The sequence below is a fragment of the Mesorhizobium silamurunense genome (assembly GCF_014843905.1).
Taxonomy (GTDB): Bacteria; Pseudomonadota; Alphaproteobacteria; order Rhizobiales; family Rhizobiaceae; genus Mesorhizobium; species Mesorhizobium silamurunense.
In genome coordinates this window covers 49,242-67,133 of record NZ_LPVS01000038.1, presented here as the reverse complement: position 1 = coordinate 67,133, position 17,892 = coordinate 49,242, and the positions used below count along the sequence as shown (strand labels likewise).

The window sequence follows — 17,892 nt, the reverse complement described above, 5'->3', positions numbered from 1 at the left end:
ATACCTAAGACATGCGTTTCAAAGGGCTTGATCTGAACCTTCTCGTCGTGCTCGACGCGCTGCTGAGCGAGCGCGGCCTCACGGCGGCGGCACGCCGCATCAACCTAAGTCAGCCGGCCATGAGTGCGGCCGTCGCCCGGCTGCGTGACTTTTTCCACGATGAACTATTTTCGATGAGCGGCCGTGAACGCATTCTGACACCGCGTGCGGAAGCACTCGCCCCCGCAGTTCGCGACGCACTGCTGCACATCCAGTGCTCGATTATTTCTTGGGATCTGTTTAACCCGGCTCAATCCGACCGCCGCTTCAGGGTCATTGTTTCCGATTTCGTCACACTCGTGTTTTTTGAAAAGGTCGTGGAGCGTGTTGCACGGGAAGCACCCGGCGTCAGCTTCGAATTGCTGCCTCTCGACGACAGCCCAGATGAGCTTCTCCGGCGTGGTGATGTCGATTTTCTAATTCTTCCGGAATTGTTCATGTCGAGCGCGCATCCAAGAATGGCGCTGTTCGACGAGACGCTCGTGTGCGTGGGCTGCCCTACGAACAAGCAGCTGCCACGGCAGCTTACATTCGAGAGATACATGTCGATGAGGCACGTTGCGGTTAAGTTCGGGCGTATGCAGAAGCCCTCCATCGAGGAATGGTTTTTGATTGAGCATGGTCTTAAGCGACGTGTTGAGGTCGTCGTGCAGGCATTTAGCATGATACCGCCTATGGTCTCAGGCACAGCTCGTATAGCGACCATGCCCTTCCGGCTGGTCAAGCATTTCGAAAAAACGTTCCCCCTGCGGATCGTCGACCTTCCGCTGCCACTTCCCGCATTTACCGAAGCCGTCCAATGGCCGGCCCTTCACAACAGTGATCCGGCAAGCATCTGGATGCGGGAGATACTGTTGCAGGAGGCGTCCCGCATGGCTACTCCAAGCAAGACCCCGGGACGTCGCGGCCGCTCCTAAATCTGCCCAGCGCCTCACACCGGCACTCGCGTCAATAGCTCGTGTCGGATGAGATCGATGCTGGCGGCAAGTGTGCCTGCGAGGTCGTCCAGCGCGTGGACTTCCTCGACTAGCTCGAACGAGAAGGGACCGGCATAGCCGCCATCAAGCAGCGCCCGGATTTGGCTGCCATTGTCGGAACCTCCCAGGACGCGATCCGGGTAAACCCAGAAGGTCGGATCGTTCACACCTGAAATGTGCACGAGACCGGTCAACTCGCAGGAGAAGAAAGTCTCCCCGGCGAGTGTGTGGTGAAAGGTGTCGTGCACGAGGCGGAAGGCGGACTTGCCATCAACCGCGGTAATGGCCTTAGCCGCTTCCTCCTTCGATCGCAGCGAGCAGGTCCGGAAGCCCAGCGGCTCGACAAGACCGATCAAACCGCGCGACTGGAGGATCGGCTTGAGCGCGCTTAAGGCGACGGGCAGGTTCCCGGGGCGCTCGCCGTTCGCGAAACACGAACCGTCATTGACCGGCACCAGCACGAGCGCCTTCGCCCCGCAGTCAGCTGCATAATCGGCGAGATTGCTCGCCTCGGCCTGGCGCGCGGCAGTCCACTCATTGAAGCGCTGCAAGGCGTTGACAGAGATAATCGTAACGCCCGCCTCAGCGGCGGCAGACCGGACGTCCGCAGCCGGCATGCCAGTAGCAAAAGAATTGCTGAACAGAACGTCGGTCAGACCCTGGTCGCGGGCAAGCGCGAAAAATGCCCGAACATCAAGTCGGGAGCCCGCCAAGTGGTCGAGCGCAAAGCGGGGCGATGCCTGGCGCATGGCTTGGGTTTTCCTTTCATGAAGTGCGACCGCCGTTCTCAGCTGTTCGGCTCCTGCCGCGAGGCGCTCGTTGATTCAACAGACCGGAATGATAGTCAATCGAGCTTTCTTTCATTTGTGAAAGGAAACTCGACGCCTATGATAGAATCCATCGGTCTTCATATATTTTCCGGCAGATGGATGTCGAACGGCAGAAATGTCTGCCCCGGCGTCTCCACCGTGCCGGTCTCGATGGCCCGCGCCATCAGCGTCATCAGCTCCTGGCAAAGCCGATGCAGTGGCGTGGCGACAGCCATCGTGATGATATTATCTGCGAGCGCCGCCCGTGACTCCGGCGTGATTTCATTCACGATCGCGACGAGATTCTGACCTTTACCCTCTTCCCGGAGCGCAGTGATGGCGCCCTCCATGCCCCCGCCGGCCACATAGAAGCCGACGAGCTCGGGTTCCCTCTGCATGAGATCGAGTGTCGATTCGTAGGTGATCTGCCGTTTCTCTAGGTTCACGAGCGGATCGAGCACCTCGAATGTCGGCGCGTTCTCACGGCAATAGGAACGAAAGCCGAGGTCCCGGAGCTCGTGCCCTTGGAAACGGTGGCTGCCGACAAACACCGCCACCTTTCCGGGCCGTTTTGCGATCTTGGAAAGCATCCAAGCGGCCGTTCGCCCCACCTTGCGGTTGTTAAGGCCGATATAGCCCTGACGCACGCCGGCGGCGAAGTCCGAAAGCAGCGAGAAAACCGGAATGCCTTTGGCCTTGAGCTCCTCTACCGCTGCTGTAATCTTCGGGTGGTCCGGTGCCACCATGGCAATAGCGTGGCAGCGCGCGCCCAAATCCTCAAGCAGCGCAATCAGGTCACCCGGGACATTTGACGGCGCGAATTCGATGAGCGGAATGCCGTGGAAGGACTGGGCCAAACTAACCGACGCTTCGACCTCGCGCGCGAAGTCTTGGTAGAAATGCTGGGCCGGTTTTCTCAAGATGAAGCCCAGCCGATAGCGCGGCAGGTCCCGCTGCAAGCGCTGCTTGATGAGACCGGCAGCATGATAGCCGATGGCGTGGGCGGCCTCGTGGACCCGCCGCGCAGTCTCGTCCCGCACCGGATGACGAGCGTTCAGAACGCGATCGACCGTTGCCACGCTGACTCCGGCTTCGCGGGCGATATCGGTAATTGTGGGGCGCTTGGTCATGGGTCCAATTCTGATTTGTTTCAACGCCAGGTGACCCTCTGTCATCCAGCGCGTCTCGGCGAAGGTTCCGGGCGGCAGAGTGAAGATGTCCGCATACTCCATGATCGACGGCGTATGCGACGAACAGCAATCCAGGCGTAGCCGGGCGCGTATCGATGTACAGGTCGTTTGCTTAGAGAGCCCCTAATTTTGCACTTACCGCATTTAGCGCTTCTGATTTCATCGCCCCGTGAGGTGCTGTTTCAAGCCTGCGAGCCGATCGTTCGGTGCTTGTGACCAGCCCGGCGACTTAATAGGTCGCGAAGCTGTGACTTACTCGGCGGGCGTGGCCGATTTAATGCCCATCAAACTCGATGACCGCAGAAGGTGGCTTTCATCTGCGCTTGATCCAATTCGCCTTCCCAGCGGGCGACGACGAGCGATGCCACCGCGTTGCCGACGACATTCGTCAGCGCCCGGCATTCGGACATGAAGCGGTCGACGCCAAGGATCAGCGCCATGCCAGCAACGGGAACGCTGGGTACTACGGCGAGCGTAGCGGCCAGCGTGATGAATCCCGCACCTGTTACACCTGCTGCACCCTTCGAGGAAAGCATCGCAACGAGCAGCAGGAGGACCTGATCGCCAATCGACAGATCGGTGTTCGTCGCCTGGGCGATGAAGAGGGCCGCCAGCGTCATGTAGATATTGGTGCCGTCCAGATTGAAGGAATATCCGGTCGGGATGACGAGACCCACGACCGAACGCTTGGCGCCGGCCTTCTCCATCTTCTCCATGAGCGAGGGCAGCGCGGCCTCCGAGGAGGACGTTGCGAGCACAAGCAGCAGCTCTTCCTTGATGTAGCGGATGAGAGAAAAGATCGAGAAGCCGTTGTAACGACAGACTGCGCCGAGAACGCCGAACACGAAGAGGAAGGCGGTGAAATAGAACGTCGCGACCAGCATCGCGAGGTTGACGATCGACCCGATGCCATATTTGCCGGTCGTGAAGGCCATGGCGCCGAAAGCGCCGATCGGGGCGGCCTTCATCAGCAGGCTGACGAGCTTGAAAATGGGGGCGATCAGCGCCTGAAGGAAGGAAACGACAGGCTTGCCCGTCTCTCCGACCATGGCCAGGGCGATGCCGAACAGAACCGAGAAGAACAGGACCTGCAGGATGTCGCCTTGCGCAAAGGCACCGACGATCGATGGCGGGATGATGTTCATCAGGAAGCCGGTGAGGGACTGCTCGTGGGCCTTTGCGGCATAGCTATTCACGGCCTGGACATCGAGCGAGGCCGGATCGATGTTGAGGCCGGCGCCAGGCTGAACGACATTGGCGACGACAAGGCCCACGATCAGTGCCAGCGTCGAGAAGGTGAGGAAATAGACCATCGCCTTGCCGGCAACTCGGCCAACCTTCTGGAGATCGTTCATGCCGGCGATGCCGGTCGCAATTGTCAGGAAGATGACAGGCGCGATGATCATCTTGACAAGCTTGATGAAGGCATCACCGAGCGGCTTCACGCTTTCGCCGATCCCCGGATAGAAATGGCCGAGGGCGACGCCAAGGGCGATGGCGGCAAGCACCTGCACGTAAGGCTTGGCGTAGAAGGCCTTGCGAGGCGCGGCGCCCGCGCTGCGGACATGTGGAGCTAACACCATTTCTCTCCCCAACCGGATAGGGGCCGGGCTCTTCTTCCCATCCCAGGCTTCTCCCATCGCGGCGCTCCGGTCGAACGCTGCTGCCATGCCGGCCGCAAGTGCCGTGCCAAAATGAGGACCTGCGCCAGTCACGCCCTTTCCCGGTTTCGGTCATCTCGCGCCAGTGGCCATGTGCGGATTTCCGCACCGGCTGCCTTCACTCGGGGCGGAATTCCACACTAAGGTTCGCCATAGCGGTCGGGTCTGAAGAATGCGGTGGCACATGACGGGAGTGACAACGGCGCCTTACAGCAGCTCGCCTTTTGATGTTCCCTGGCAGATCGGCCGCCGGTCGACCTCTCTGGCGTGCGGTTTTGCTCACACTTCTTGGTGGCCCCCTCGGTTTTGTCGTCTTTGGGACGGGCCGCGTTGCCGGCACCAGAGCGTAGTATTCTCTACGCGAGCGTGCTCTTGCCGTCCCCGCAATCGACAGTTTGAAAGGAGACGTCGAAAGGCACAGATGGCTTCTGGTGGGCCTGACCGCGACGGTGCGGTTCAAGAGATGCTTATAGTCCGAGGCACTGCCAAGGAAGCCGCGCTTGCGACAAGCTTTGCGACATCGCCTCGTCCACATCTTCACATTGACCCAATGACGGTTGTCGCGAGCAACGCCGGCGAGCCGACCGTGTCGTCGGCTCCGGATGCCGCTTCCGATCACTTCACGGTGATGGCGAACGGCACAGCCACGCAACACCTCTGCACGGTCATTGCGCCAAACACCGCGGAGACGCTGGGGCGACATGGGTGTTGTTCGACTTCTATCTGCTCGACGACAGATAGCACTGAGGGAATTCTATCATGGGCGTTGAGTTTCCTGTCACAAATGAAAGAAAGCTCGGTTGACTGGCAACCCTCATTCCGGTCTGCTGAATCAACGTGCGGTTGCGCCCGGCAGAAGCCTAGAACGGGGCCACACTTCAACGAAGGAGAGCCAAGCCATGCGTCAGGTATCGCCTCGCTTTGCATTCAACTACATGGCGGCGCCACGACTTGATGTTCGGACCTTTTTTGCGCTTGCCCGTGACCAAGGCCTTTTCAGCAATCCTATAGCAAGCGGCATGCCGGCTGCGGAAGTCCGGTCTGCCGCCACCGAGGTCGGCGTCTCCATTATCTCTGTCAACGCCTTGCAGCGCTTCAATGCGTGGCCTCCCGCGCGCAGGCCAGCTCGCCGATTACGCCGCGGCCTGCGGGGAGAAGACGCTGGTCCTGGTCAACGACGGCTCGGGCGACAATGCTATTTGCCGAGAGCGTTTACGCGCCCGACGACGTCGCAGGCGCAAATGCCGCGAGCATTGATTTCGCGGCGCGAGATCGAGGATGACATGGAGGATGACATGCTAGACTCAGACAATACTCGCGAATCCGAACGAAGTGCCAGGGAGACACCGTCATGCTGCACATCGCTTCAGCACGCGAAAAGGGCTAACTCAAAATCCGAGACGAACAACGCGGTCGCTATTGTGCCGTCGCACGAGCGTGCGCTTGCCGGCATCTTCGAAATATCGAAAGCACTCACCGCCCCCTCTCGGCTCGAAGTCACGTTGGCCAAGGTCGTCGATCTTCTGCGATCGTTTGTGCAGATGCGGCACGGCGTCATCTCTCTCTTCGACGGTGATGGCGAACTGGACATCACCGCCGGCTGGAGCGAGAGCTGCGATGAGCGCTGCCGGATGTACCTGCCGCGGAAGGCAATCGACCAGATTGTGACGGCGGACACGCCCCTCGTCGCCGAGAACATAGCGGTGCATTCGGCCTTCGGTGCCGCCGACATGGACGTGCTCGGGACCTCCGACGCCGTGTCGTTCATCGGCGTTCCCATTCGCGTCGATGCGAACGTGGTGGGCACGCTGACCATCGACCGCGTACTGGACAACAGGTCAAGATCTTGGCTCGATTACAACCTCCGTCTGCTACCGGTGATCGCCAACCTGGTGGGACAGACAGTGAAGTCGCATCGCTCATTCGCGTGCGACCGCGAGCAACCGATGGCGGAGAAGGAGCGGCTGCAAAAGCAGTTCGGCGAGCTCAAGCATCATGCGCGGGAGCGTAAGAAGGTTAACGTCAAGGGAGTCATTGGCGACAGTCCGGCGCTGCTCGGTCTGCTCGAGAAGGTCGCGGTGGTAGCCGGGGCGAAGATTACGGTTCTTTTGCGAGGCGAATCCGGTACCGGGAAGGAACTGATCGCCAAGGCCATTCACGAATTGTCGCCGCGCGCCAAGCGGCCCTTCATCAAGGTCAATTGCGCGGCGCTGCCTGAGACAGTCCTGGAATCCGAATTGTTCGGTCATGAGAAGGGTGCCTTCACCAGCGCGTTCAATTCGCGCAAGGGGCGCTTTGAGGTCGCCGACAAGGGGACATTGTTCCTGGACGAGATCGGCGAGATCTCGGCCTCGTTCCAGGCAAAATTACTGCGCGTGCTGCAAGAGCAGGAGTTCGAGCGCGTCGGCGGCAACCAGACCATTAAGGTCGATGTTCGCGTGATTGCTGCCACGAACAAGAACCTGGAAGAGGCGGTTGCAAGGAACGAGTTCCGCGCCGACCTCTATTACCGAATCAGCGTGGTGCCCTTGCTGGTGCCGGCGTTACGCGAAAGGCGCAGTGATATTCCGCTCCTCGCGGCTGAGTTTCTCAAGAATTTCAATGATGAGAACGGCCGTACGCTGACCTTCGATCCGAGTGCGATTGAGGTACTGAGGAACTGTGATTTTCCCGGCAACATTCGCGAGCTCGAAAATTGCGTGCACCGGACAGCGATCATGGCGGATGGACCATCAATCGGGAGAAACGACTTTTCCTGCTGCCAAGGCCAATGCTTTGCCGCGGCGCTGTGGAAGAACAGATCGGGCAAGAGCGCGCTGAAACCGGGACCGATCGTGCCGGCGCCAGTGAATCCGGCCACACCGCCGGCTGCGGCCGCTAGTTCTGCCGCCGTGGCGGTCCCGCCAGCGATCACTGGGCAGCCACCGCCAGCGCCTGCCGGCGCAGCCCAGTTAAATGGTTCGAGGATTATCGATCGCGAGGGTGTCACCGCGGCCATGGAAAGATGTGGCTGGGTGCAGGCAAAGGCGGCACGCCTGCTTGGACTGACGCCGCGCCAGATTGGCTATGTGTTGAGGAAATACGGCATCGAGATCAAGCGTCTGTGAAAGACGACTGAGGCGAATAGCTGGGACAAATCGAGCGTTGGTGGTTTGGCGGGCCTTTGCCCGATGACGAGCGGTGCAGACCCCGCGTCGTCGCCAATTCGATCCGGCCTCACGGCAATCGGCGTCCCGACAAAGCTGGCGTGAAGCAGCGCTATGACGCCGGTTTGTCGGCCACATTTTCTCTCGACCATCAGCTGATGCCGGATGCCCTTCGCGACTGAAATGGAGAAAAATATGTCCGATGCAAAACTGCAAAGTGTGCTTTCGTCACTTTCGCAGGTGGCGAGACAGTTAGAGGCTCTGCCATCCGACCCAACAGCGCCGGATGCAAGTTGCGTCAAACTAAACACGAATGAGAACCCATTTCCGTTGCCGGCACTCATAATGCAAAGTGCGATTGCGGCCCTAGAACGACAGTATCTCTATCCAGAAGACGACAACATCAGCTTGAGGGAAGCAGCCTCCAAAGCCTACGGCGTCTCCAAGGATCAGGTGATCGCCGGTAACGGATCGTCTGAACTGCTCGGGCTCATTTACAGAGCTTTCCTTGCCGCGGGCGATAGCGTGGCTATGGTGTCGCCAGGTTTTTCGTTCAACCGCAAACTTGCCATGTTGCAGGATGCTCAATTTCTCGAAATCGGATGTGACGAGGCTCATTCCTTGCCGATAGAGCAATTGCTTTTCGGCCCTGCAAAAGACGCCAAGTTCATTCTGTTGGCCAATCCGAACAATCCGACCGGAACGTTTGTTCCGGTGGTCGACATCGAACGCCTCCTAGCACAATCGGACCGTTTGATCGTCCTGGATGAGGCCTACGTCGACTTTGCACCTGACAATGGTCTGCGCCTCATCGATCGTTATTCGAACCTTCTGGTCTTAAGAACGTTTTCGAAAAGCTATGCCGCCGCCGGCGTTCGCGTCGGTTTCGGTTTCGGTCACCCCGAAATTATTGGCAGGCTGCGCAACATCCAGAACGTCTTCAACATGAATGTGATTGGGCATGCGGTTGGTATCAGCATCCTTGCTCATCGCGACGCTTATGCAGACAACCACAAACACGTCAAGCGTGAACGACAGCGGGTCACCTTGGCGCTGTTGCAACTTGGATTTTCAGTAGCACCATCCCACGCAAATTTCGTGCTAGCCCGTGTGCCAGCGGGACAGGACGGCTCATGGTGGCAGGCAGCCTTGGAAAGGCAAAAGATACTTGTGGCCTTTTTTCCTGATAAAGGTTTGGAAGATTACATCCGCGTCAGCATCGGCACAAAAGAACAGATGGATGCATTCCTTGCCGCTACGAGAGATATTTCTGCAAGCTTAAAGATGCCAAGATCCAGACGTTGGGCAGCATCAGGTTCTGCTTTCGCGCTACGCGGGCGAAAATCCTAGCGATTACACACCTCTATATCTTTGAATTGCTTGATCATCGCAAGCAAGAGAACGTCCTGCGTTGAACTTGGAGAAATCGAGTGAGAAACGCCTTTCCTTCAACCCTGACCTTCGGCATCTTCGATCACTTGGACGAGGACGGCCGCGATATCGCCCGGCAATACGCGGATCGCCTGATGTTGGCAGAGGCATGCGATCACCTCGGTTTCTATGCATATCATCTGGCAGAGCATCACTGTACCCCGCATGGCAGAGGTCCATCGCCGAATCTGTTCTTGTCGAGCGTCGCCCAGCGCACCCAGCGCCTTCGTGTCGGTCCGTTGGTAATGCTACTTGCCCTTTATCATCCGCTGCGTGCGTTCGAGGAGGTCTGTATGCTTGACCATTTGAGCGGTGGCAGGCTCGAACTCGGTATAGGACGCGGCTCTTTCCCCACCGAATTGGGTTACTTCGGGATTGGTGCGGACGCGGCGCCAAGCCAGTATGCGGAAGCCAGCGAGATCCTTATAAATGCGATGAAAGGCGGCACGCTGTCTTATCAAGGCCGCCATTTTGAATTGAATGGCGTTCCTTTGACGCTAAGACCTCATCAGCGGCCGCATCCGCCGACCTGGATCGCCACCAATCGACCCGAGCCGGCAAGCTGGGCCGCGGCTAATGGCGCAAATATCGCGTGCGTGGGACCTTCCTCTTCTGTTCGCAGAACTACTGATGCCTTCCGCGCCGGTCGAGAGCACAAAACTGAGGCGGACGAGCGAGCACCATTTCTTGGATTGCTCCGAATGGTTGTGATTGGGCCTTCTGAAGCAGATGCGTATTCGCTCGCGGCACCTGCTTACGAACGATGGCTTAAGAGCTTCAAATTCCTTTACGACCTCAATGCCATCCCGACTCCACCAAACCTGCCGCTGACCTTCGATGCAGCAATCGAGAGTGAATTGTGCGTAGTAGGATCGGCAGCTTCTGTGCGAAAAGCTCTGCTTGGTCAGTTGGAAGAGGCAGGTGCCAACTACCTTCTTTGTCAACTGGCATTTGGGGATCTGCCGCTAGATGCATCCCTGTACACCGCAACGACGATTCAATCCGAAATCATGGCTCAAGTCGGCTGACCATGAAATTTGCTGTCTGATTGGAGATCAAAATCGTTGTCGCAGCGCTCCATGACATTCCCCGTACAATCTGTGGGACGACCCTGCGTATAATGCCGGGATTGATATTCCGATATCATTTTGCCGATCGCCGATCCACCGGCACGGTCGGTGTCTGGTACTTGCGTGTCTCCGCCGAGGTGTGGCCAAGCTGCTTCTGAACATAGCGTTCATCAACCTCGGCTGAGGCGAGGCGGGCGCGCAGCGAGAGGCCAAAATTTTTGACCACGCTCGCCTTCGTTTTCACCGCGCACCCTGTCGGCCAACGCTGCAGGCTTCACCAGCCGCGCCACGAGCGACGCCAGGCCGCCGAACGGTGGCGATAGACGCAAGGGCGGCTCGAGATCTCGGAAAAGCTTCCCCGGAGCCTGCACAGTCCCAACTCATGATCGTGGATCTGTGAGCCGGCGTGCATGCCGCGGTTCCGCTGGCGCAGCCGGTCATGCGAGCCGTGCCGGTGGCTCATTCGTCGCCTGCGAGACCGTCGAACGCCTCAAGCAGTGCATCGACAATCGCCTGGCCGAGCGCCTGTGCTTTCTCACCGATTTGGGCTTCGCTTCCGTTGCGGGCGGCGGTGGCGAGTTCCGAACCCTGATCCGTCAGGATCGCATTGGCCCGATCGATCGCCCATTGCGCGAAATCGTCCCGGCTGTCGATGATCCTGGTTTCCATCAATGCGCGCTCCCGCGTTTAGGATTTGTTTAGCCTATCTGGGCTAAGATCAAGGTGCGCGATGGGTACTGCGTTCGCGCCACAACACGCCTCGATCCTTGCAGCGTCATCCCTGCTGAGCAAGTCCGCTTCGCCCGACCGGAAGTGCGATTTTGCGTTCCGTGGCCACTTGCAGCTCTCAACGATCGTTTTGGGCCGAACAGCGCGGCTTGGAGCAGTGAGCGTGGGTCAGTCAGACGATCAGCCGCGCGGCGCGGCCTAATTGGCGCTCGGCGTCGTTGTAATAGCGCGACGCCTGTTGCACGGAGCGGTGCTGCGATTTCTGCATCGCTTCAGATAGCGGAATGCCGCAGCGGGCGGCTCGGTGAGATATCCGGAGCGCAGGCCGTGTGTGGAAAAGAGTGTTGGACCAAGCCCGGCCTCGGCAATGCGGCGTATCACGCGTCACCGGCTCGGCGGCCGGGAATGGTCGGCGGCCTCGACCCGGTTCATCCGTTCGCGCCTGCGGACCTCCGCTGGCAGATGGTTGAGATCCTATGGGGGTGAATAGCGGCCGCCACTCTGCGAGGGTGAAGTCGCCAAAAACCATCCAGGAGGCTCGCAATGAAAGTCGTAGACCGTTCGGATTCGCCGAGCGCTATTCAATTCGCGTTGAGCTGGCTGCAATCTTCGTTTCTTTCGAACTCTCTCGTTCGAAATGGCTGATCACGTCGCTATCGCCAGGTGTCGGCGAGCGCATGTCGAGGTTCGCGGTGACAGGCGGGGATGCTCCATTGCCTCACCGAACAGAGCGCAAAGCGAAAGCACGTACCGGTCGTAGTTTTCGGATCATAATCGATCCAAGAAGCCGGTGTCTTTGGATTGCCGCACTGGGAGAAGAGTTGGCAATTCTCGACGCGAAAATGGAAAGCGAAGCGACCGCCAACCGGCATCGGTTGAGCGTAAGACGGCTTGACGAATGCTCATTGCCACGCAGTCAAATTGCACGCATAGGCTTGGCATAGAGGACGCGGCCGAGGAGATGCTCGAACGAAGCTGGTCGCCGACGAGACTACCGCCCGGGTCTTAAGCCGGGGCGCGGCAAGACCAAGATACAAACGTTGCCCGAGGCCAATCCGCCATGCACTCGTACACCACACCACGAGACACGATCTGACGAGGAACCATGATACGCAGTCAAAAAGAGAAGATGCTCGCAGGCGAGCCGTATAGTGCGGCGGATCCGGAGATCCAAGCTGACCTGCTGGCCACCGGGGCTTGGCTGAAGAGGTACAATGACACGTTGGGCCAAACCGCCGAGCAGTGGCATGCGCTCCTGTCCGAGCGGCTAGGAGAGGTTGGGCTCGGAGCGGTCATCCGTCCGCCCTTCTATTGCGACTACGGCTTCAACATCCGCCTCGGAGCCCACGTATTCCTCAATTTCAACTGCGTCATCCTTGACGTGGCAGAGGTGACGATTGGCCAAGGAACGGCAATTGGGCCTGCCGTGCAAATCTACACCGCAGATCATCCGCATGATCCTGAGCAGCGGCAGAGTGGGCTGCAGCTCGGGCGTCCTGTCCGCATTGGCAGCCGTGTCTGGATCGGCGGTGGAGCAATCATTCTCCCGGGCGTCACGATTGGCGATGATGCGGTCGTGGGCGCTGGCAGCGTGGTCACTCGAGATGTCCCCGCAGGGGCAACAGTCGTGGGAAGTCCGGCTCGGGTGCAAGGGGTTCAAAGTCGTTGAACTTGGCTGCCAAGCTCCGCTATGCCGAGTGGCTGCAAAGCAACCCGTCAATTACGCGCAATTGCGGCCGGTTGGGCGGATGCCGCTCCGCTTACGTCATAATCTCGGGTCTTACACCCCCTCGAGGAAGGCCAGGTCCTTAATCGCGCGCCGCCTGGAAAGTGCTGCGCATCGTTCTTTCCATCCTTTGCCGACATATCGCGCATGGCTCCGGTGTCGGCATGGACAGCATTCTTGTCGAGGCTGATAAGCTCGGAGACGCATCGCTACATCCGCGACATGTATGGCGAGGCAGACTCCGTGTCGCCGACAGACACGCCATCTATAACGATCTTGTGGGCCTCAACCGGATGGAACGGGTCACTCTAGACAATGGCCGACCAAACATCAGGTCCGGCACCCCGCTGTTGCGGTGGTATCGAGTTTCTCTTCGGGAATGTCGTCGAAGGACGCGTAGTTAAGATTGTAGAGTTTGGAATAGAGACCACCCATAGCCATCAGGTTGTCGTGGTTGCCGGTCTCAATGACCTGGCCATTCTGAAATACGATGATACGGTCGGCGCCGCGGATCGTTGCAAGGCGGTGGGCGATGACGAGGCCAGTGCGGCCTGCAAGCAGTTTTTTCAGAGCCTTCTGAATCAGCATTTCCGTGTAGCTGTCGATGTTGGCGGTGGCCTCGTCGAGGACGAGGATCTTGGCGTCGGCAACGAGAGCTCGGGCGAAACTGATAAGCTGGCGCTGGCCGAGAGAAAGGTTGCCGCCCCGTTCGCCGAGTTGGGCTTCATAGCCGTCGGCAAGGCTCATGATGAAGTCGTGGGCGCCGACCGCCTTGGCAGCCTCGATCACCTTGTCGCGCGTGGCTTCCGTCTTATGGTAGCGAATGTTCTCGAGGACCGTCCCGGTGAACAGGAACGGCTCCTGCAGCACCATGGCGACCTGGCGGCCGAGCGATTCCTGGGTGAGATCGCGCACATCCTGTCCGCCGACTAGCACTTGGCCCTGCTGAACATCATAGAAGCGGTGGACGAGGGCCATCGCGCTCGATTTACCAGAACCGGTCGGCCCGACCAGGGCGACCGTCTCGCCGGGATTGGCCCGGAAGGACACATTTTTCAGCACCGGATGGTTGGGATTGTAGCCAAAGGTGACATTCCTGAATTCGACCGAGCCGTTCATTTCGGCCGAAAGCGCCCGGGCATCCGGTTTGTCCTGGATATCGATCTTGACGTCGAGCACATCGGTCAGGCGCTTGCCGGAGGCCATGGCGCGCTGCATGATCGAATATTGCAGAGTGAGCGAGCGGATCGGATCAAAGAAGCGCTGGATGTAGAAAAGATAGGCGACCAATACGCCCACATTGATACGGCCGTTCATGATCATGGAGCCGCCGACCACGATGACGACGGCCATGGCGAGGCCGGTGAGCCCATCGACGATCGGCACCATGACCTGTGCATATTTGGCAGCAATCAAGTGAGTCCTGAGATTGGCACGGGCCTTGTCGCCGTAGAGAATGAAATTCACCTGCTGGCGGTCCATGGACTGAACTGTGCGCACGCCGTGAATGGCTTCAGCCAGCGCGCCATTGGTGACCGAATTGGTCTCGTGCGCAGCCATGAAGGCGTCGCGGGCACGCGGCAGCCAGAAGATGCGGACGATGAACAGGATCGACAAGACCGAGAGCGTCAGGAGGCCGAGGCGGAAGTCGAGCCACAGCATCACGAAGACGATGCCGAAGAGAAGCGCAACATCGCCTACGGAAAATAATGAGTTTGCGAGGAATTCCTGTATGGAGTTGACGTCGCCTTGCAGGCGGGACATCAGGCGTCCGACCTCGGTCTTGTCCATGAAGGAGAGCGAAACCCTCTGCAGATGGCCGAACATGGCGCGGCGGATGTCGAAGAGGACATTCTCGGCCGTTTTCCCAATCACGGCTTCCTGCGTGTAGCCAGCGGCGAAATTGACCAAAATCGCGAGAAGGAATGCTCCGGCGGCCGCAAGCAGGTAGGAGTGATCGATGCCTCCCGGAGCCATCCAGTGGTCGATCGCGCAGCGAATGATCAATGGGATGAGAAGCTGCGTGCCCGTGAAGATCAGCAATGCGGAAACCGAGATGAATAGCTCGGCCTTGTAGGGACGCGCGAAGGCCCAAATGCGCCGGATCACGTTCTGGTCGAAAGCCCGGCCGAACATCTCCTCTTCGATACGGTGCGAGCCGACAACCGCGCGGGGAGGGCGCTTGCCGTCGCCACGGACGTCATTGCGTTCGCCTTCGAGTTCGTCGCCGTCCTCTTGGGCCATCAGCGCCCGTTCCCATACTCGATCATCATGTCATCACTCGGAGCGCATCTGCAGATCGTAAAGGGCCTTATATCGTTCTCGCTTCGCCAAAAGCTCTTCATGGGTGCCACGCTCGACGATCTCGCCGTTGTCAATAAAAAGGATCTGGTCGGCGTGCATGAGCGAGCTCAGCCGGTGGGCGATGATGATTGTCACCCGCTCGTTAGCGAAGCGCCGTATCGCCGCGCGGATGCGCTGCTCGGTGGCGGCATCGATCGCCGCGGTCGAGTCGTCGAAAACGACGACCGATGGGCGCAGCATCATGGTGCGCGCAATCGTGAGACGCTGGCGCTGGCCGCCCGAGAGAGAGATGCCGCGTTCGCCCACGACCGTCTCGTAGCCTGCTGGTAGCCCTAGGATGTGGTTGTGCAGCTGGGCGGATTCGCTAGCGTGCTCAATCCGCTGTTCTTTCGCCCAGGGATCGCCATAAGCGACGTTGTTCTCGATCGTGGTGGTGAACAGGAATGCGTCCTGCTGTACGACCGCGACCGCTTTGCGAAGAGTTGCTAAGGTGACCTTGCGGATGTCCTGCCCGTCAAAGGTGATGGCGCCCCCGGTGACGTCGTAAAAGCGGGGGATCAGGTGAGCCATCGTCGATTTGCCCGAACCCGGCGGACCGACGATCGCGATTGTCTCACCCCTACGGGCCTCAAAGTTGATGTTCTTCACAATCGCGCGGTTTTCGGTGCTGGGATATGCAAAGGAGACATTGTCGAAGCGCAGAGTGCCTTCGCTGATCTCGAGCGGTCTGGCGTCGGGAGCATCCCTGATTGTGATATCTTGGTCGAGGAGACCGAAAAGACGCGACCCGCAAGTGGAAGCGCGAGCGAATGCATTGACTATCAGGCCAATCTGGCGCACGGGCATTTGCAGGATAGTCATGAATGTCAGGAATGTGGTGAGCTTTCCGACGGTGATCTCGTCGGTCATGACTTTGTTGCCACCGATCCAGAGGACCAAACCCATGGCGAAAAAGTAGGACAAGGTCATCGCCGACGTGTTGGGTGCGTGGATGTCAGCGAGCTCGTGGGCGAGGTCGAGCGCGTTCTTCGAGGCGCGATCGAACTTCAGCATCTCATAAGTCTGTGCCGCAAAAGCGCGGACGACGCGGATGCCTCCGAGATTTTCCTCCATCACGCGGCTTAGGACCGAAAACCGCTCCTGTAGGTCGAGCCAGGTGGCCCGCAGCCTAAGCTGCGTGACGGACGAGCGCCAGCCGACGAAAGGTACGAAGCTGAGCGCGAGAAGACCGAGCACCGGATCGGTGGAGATCAGCATGTAGGCCCCCATTCCAATCAGCATGGTGAGGTGGAGGGCGCGAACGAGGGCGGTGGAAAAATACGTCCGCACGCCTTCGAGATCGAGCATGCCTATGGTGATCAGATCGCCTGAATGCACCTGATCGTGAAAGGAAAAGCTGAGACGTTGGATCTTCTCGTAGCAGGCGAGGCGCAGTTCATACGCGACGTGATGCCCGACCGCTTCGGCAAAATAGTTCTGCACCATCGTGAAGAGGCCTCGCAGGGCGCTGACGGCGAGCAGCAGGAGAGCCGAAATCCAGAGCGCTCCTTCCGCCGCAGCCCCGGTGACACCGCCTCCGATAGCTATATGGCTCTGGTCGATCGCTCGGCCGAGAAGCTGCGGGATGAGCAACTGGAGGATTACCGCTACCAGTGTCGAGCCGATGGCGAAGGCGACCTGCCACCGGTGTCGCAAACTCATCCGGGTAATACGCAGCAACGTGCTCAAGTCCCGCCCGGCCGCTTCAAGATGCGGGACCGAATTCAGAGACTGCGTCGCGCCGCCAATAGCATCATTGCTCACGGGTGTGTTCCAGACTGAATTGAGCTTTCTGTACACGCCGGGTCGACTCACCATGAAACGCGACCGCCACGTTTAATGGCCACCATCTCCAGCAGTGCCTCCTCCGACGAGCCGAGCCGCGGCTACACCTGTCGGCATGTCAATGACCGTGATTGCGTTTTCTGCAAGGAAACGACGTTCGTTTTTGGTGAGCGTTGCCGCATCGATTACCGCAAAATGTGATCCTTCCGAGCGCTTCATGATCTGTCGGGCATAGGTGCGCAGCATCTGATCGTTGAAGCGGCAGCCGACGAAGAAGAAACCACGGTTGATGCGCCGTTCCTTCACCACGTCAGGGATCGGCGTCTGGATGTCGATTTCGGTTAGGACTTCGACATAGTCGGAATCCGCGACGAGGAAATTTGCGGCCGGCTTAACACTACCATGAGGCGTATAGAGAATCGTCTTTGCCACTGGCCCTGGATCGAGTTCGTTCCCGGACAAGTCGTAGGTTTTGGTCCAAATGTTACCGATTTCGTTCGCCCGCGTAACGCCCTGTATCTCGACGACGTCCACTCGGCCGGCCTCTGCAAGGGCGGCTCGCATGGCGCCGTCGTACCAGCTGTCGATGATGAGGGAGAGCGGCAGCTTTGCGAGCCAGGCGTGGAGGACGGTCGGTGCCGCCGGCGCTGCGAATATCTCGGCCATCCATGCTTGAAGCGTCCGGCGATGCCGGCGCTGTTCGATGAACTGTGCGACCGACCACATATTGGTGCGAATCCTGGAAGGGGCCGGCGCGCGCGCGTTGAGCGCCGCGGCGACGGCTTCCGGGCCATACGGTACAGGCCTTTTCGCGGAGCTGAGCCTGAGGAGACCCGGACCGAGATATGGGATCACCGCATCGGCCGCGAGCGCTTCATTCAGCAGGTCAAGCAGCTTTTCGGCAAAACTGTCGCGGAGGACGACGAGGTGGCGCGGGGTCAGGATCGTTTTCATGCTCGCTTCCTCTCGCAGCCCTGTTGTCAACT

12 protein-coding genes and 3 pseudogenes are annotated in these 17,892 nt (G+C 59.1%); 6 read left to right on the top strand and 9 right to left on the bottom strand.

Annotated elements, in window-relative coordinates:
- The first annotated feature begins 11 nt into the window (after nucleotides 1-11).
- Complete coding sequence (locus tag AU465_RS10870) at nucleotides 12-956, top strand: LysR family transcriptional regulator (RefSeq protein ID WP_192246751.1); 945 nt, start codon at nucleotides 12-14, stop codon at nucleotides 954-956.
- Between the two features lie 14 nt (nucleotides 957-970).
- On the opposite strand, the gene AU465_RS10865 is transcribed toward AU465_RS10870, so the two are convergent.
- The 3 genes from AU465_RS10865 to AU465_RS10855 form a co-directional block, all read right to left on the bottom strand.
- Complete coding sequence (locus tag AU465_RS10865) at nucleotides 971-1,765, bottom strand: TIM barrel protein (protein ID WP_192246749.1); 795 nt, start codon at nucleotides 1,763-1,765, stop codon at nucleotides 971-973.
- Between the two features lie 158 nt (nucleotides 1,766-1,923).
- Nucleotides 1,924-2,955 carry a LacI family DNA-binding transcriptional regulator gene (locus tag AU465_RS10860; protein ID WP_192246895.1) on the bottom strand — a complete coding sequence of 344 codons (1,032 nt, stop codon included), beginning with the start codon at nucleotides 2,953-2,955 and terminating at the stop codon, nucleotides 1,924-1,926.
- A gap of 344 nt (nucleotides 2,956-3,299) precedes the next feature.
- A complete protein-coding gene (locus AU465_RS10855) occupies nucleotides 3,300-4,598 on the bottom strand; it encodes a dicarboxylate/amino acid:cation symporter (RefSeq protein ID WP_192246747.1) in 1,299 nt (432 codons plus the stop codon).
- A 1,373-nt stretch (nucleotides 4,599-5,971) separates the two neighbouring features.
- Between AU465_RS10855 and nifA the strand changes: the two genes are divergently transcribed.
- From nifA to AU465_RS10840, 3 genes are all read left to right on the top strand, one after another.
- Nucleotides 5,972-7,783 (top strand): nif-specific transcriptional activator NifA, encoded by a 1,812-nt coding sequence (nifA, locus tag AU465_RS10850; RefSeq protein WP_192246893.1) that lies wholly within the window; start codon nucleotides 5,972-5,974, stop codon nucleotides 7,781-7,783.
- Between the two features lie 234 nt (nucleotides 7,784-8,017).
- Nucleotides 8,018-9,172: a histidinol-phosphate transaminase gene (gene hisC, locus AU465_RS10845; RefSeq protein ID WP_192246745.1), complete on the top strand. Its 1,155-nt coding sequence runs from the start codon at nucleotides 8,018-8,020 to the stop codon at nucleotides 9,170-9,172.
- 80 nt (nucleotides 9,173-9,252) lie between these two features.
- Nucleotides 9,253-10,281: an LLM class flavin-dependent oxidoreductase gene (locus AU465_RS10840; RefSeq protein ID WP_192246743.1), complete on the top strand. Its 1,029-nt coding sequence runs from the start codon at nucleotides 9,253-9,255 to the stop codon at nucleotides 10,279-10,281.
- A gap of 115 nt (nucleotides 10,282-10,396) precedes the next feature.
- Here the strand turns inward: AU465_RS10840 and AU465_RS10835 are convergent.
- The 3 genes and pseudogenes from AU465_RS10835 to AU465_RS36430 all read right to left on the bottom strand — a co-directional run.
- Nucleotides 10,397-10,613, bottom strand: a pseudogene (locus AU465_RS10835) (hypothetical protein); the annotation flags it as partial.
- Between the two features lie 169 nt (nucleotides 10,614-10,782).
- Entirely contained in the window at nucleotides 10,783-10,992 is a 210-nt protein-coding gene (locus AU465_RS10830) for a hypothetical protein (RefSeq protein WP_192178675.1), read from the bottom strand.
- Nucleotides 10,993-11,224: 232 nt separating this feature from the next.
- Nucleotides 11,225-11,424, bottom strand: a pseudogene (locus tag AU465_RS36430) (integrase); the annotation flags it as partial.
- Between the two features lie 155 nt (nucleotides 11,425-11,579).
- Between AU465_RS36430 and AU465_RS36425 the strand changes: the two are divergent.
- Nucleotides 11,580-11,853 (top strand): annotated as a pseudogene (locus AU465_RS36425) (hypothetical protein); the annotation flags it as partial.
- A gap of 304 nt (nucleotides 11,854-12,157) precedes the next feature.
- Entirely contained in the window at nucleotides 12,158-12,721 is a 564-nt protein-coding gene (locus AU465_RS10825) for a sugar O-acetyltransferase (protein WP_192246741.1), read from the top strand.
- 387 nt (nucleotides 12,722-13,108) lie between these two features.
- On the opposite strand, the gene AU465_RS10820 is transcribed toward AU465_RS10825, so the two are convergent.
- From AU465_RS10820 to AU465_RS10810, 3 genes are all read right to left on the bottom strand, one after another.
- A complete protein-coding gene (locus AU465_RS10820) occupies nucleotides 13,109-15,022 on the bottom strand; it encodes an ABC transporter ATP-binding protein (protein ID WP_192246739.1) in 1,914 nt (637 codons plus the stop codon).
- Between the two features lie 33 nt (nucleotides 15,023-15,055).
- A complete protein-coding gene (locus tag AU465_RS10815) occupies nucleotides 15,056-16,885 on the bottom strand; it encodes an ABC transporter ATP-binding protein (protein ID WP_312891235.1) in 1,830 nt (609 codons plus the stop codon).
- Nucleotides 16,886-16,957: 72 nt separating this feature from the next.
- Nucleotides 16,958-17,860, bottom strand: coding sequence for an SIR2 family NAD-dependent protein deacylase (locus AU465_RS10810; RefSeq protein WP_192246735.1), 903 nt, complete (start codon nucleotides 17,858-17,860; stop codon nucleotides 16,958-16,960).
- Nucleotides 17,861-17,892: the final 32 nt, after the last annotated feature.

What these genes read in the sequence shown, in the direction of transcription:
- AU465_RS10870 (WP_192246751.1), top strand. Translation starts at nt 12, where the DNA reads ATGCGTTTCAAAGGGCTTGATCTGAACCTTCTCGTCGTGCTCGACGCG.
- AU465_RS10820 (WP_192246739.1), bottom strand. Translation starts at nt 15,022, where the DNA reads ATGGCCCAAGAGGACGGCGACGAACTCGAAGGCGAACGCAATGACGTC.
- AU465_RS10865 (WP_192246749.1), bottom strand. Translation starts at nt 1,765, where the DNA reads ATGCGCCAGGCATCGCCCCGCTTTGCGCTCGACCACTTGGCGGGCTCC.
- AU465_RS10810 (WP_192246735.1), bottom strand. Translation starts at nt 17,860, where the DNA reads ATGAAAACGATCCTGACCCCGCGCCACCTCGTCGTCCTCCGCGACAGT.
- hisC (WP_192246745.1), top strand. Translation starts at nt 8,018, where the DNA reads ATGTCCGATGCAAAACTGCAAAGTGTGCTTTCGTCACTTTCGCAGGTG.
- AU465_RS10825 (WP_192246741.1), top strand. Translation starts at nt 12,158, where the DNA reads ATGATACGCAGTCAAAAAGAGAAGATGCTCGCAGGCGAGCCGTATAGT.
- AU465_RS10855 (WP_192246747.1), bottom strand. Translation starts at nt 4,598, where the DNA reads ATGGTGTTAGCTCCACATGTCCGCAGCGCGGGCGCCGCGCCTCGCAAG.
- AU465_RS10830 (WP_192178675.1), bottom strand. Translation starts at nt 10,992, where the DNA reads ATGGAAACCAGGATCATCGACAGCCGGGACGATTTCGCGCAATGGGCG.
- AU465_RS10860 (WP_192246895.1), bottom strand. Translation starts at nt 2,955, where the DNA reads ATGACCAAGCGCCCCACAATTACCGATATCGCCCGCGAAGCCGGAGTC.
- nifA (WP_192246893.1), top strand. Translation starts at nt 5,972, where the DNA reads ATGCTAGACTCAGACAATACTCGCGAATCCGAACGAAGTGCCAGGGAG.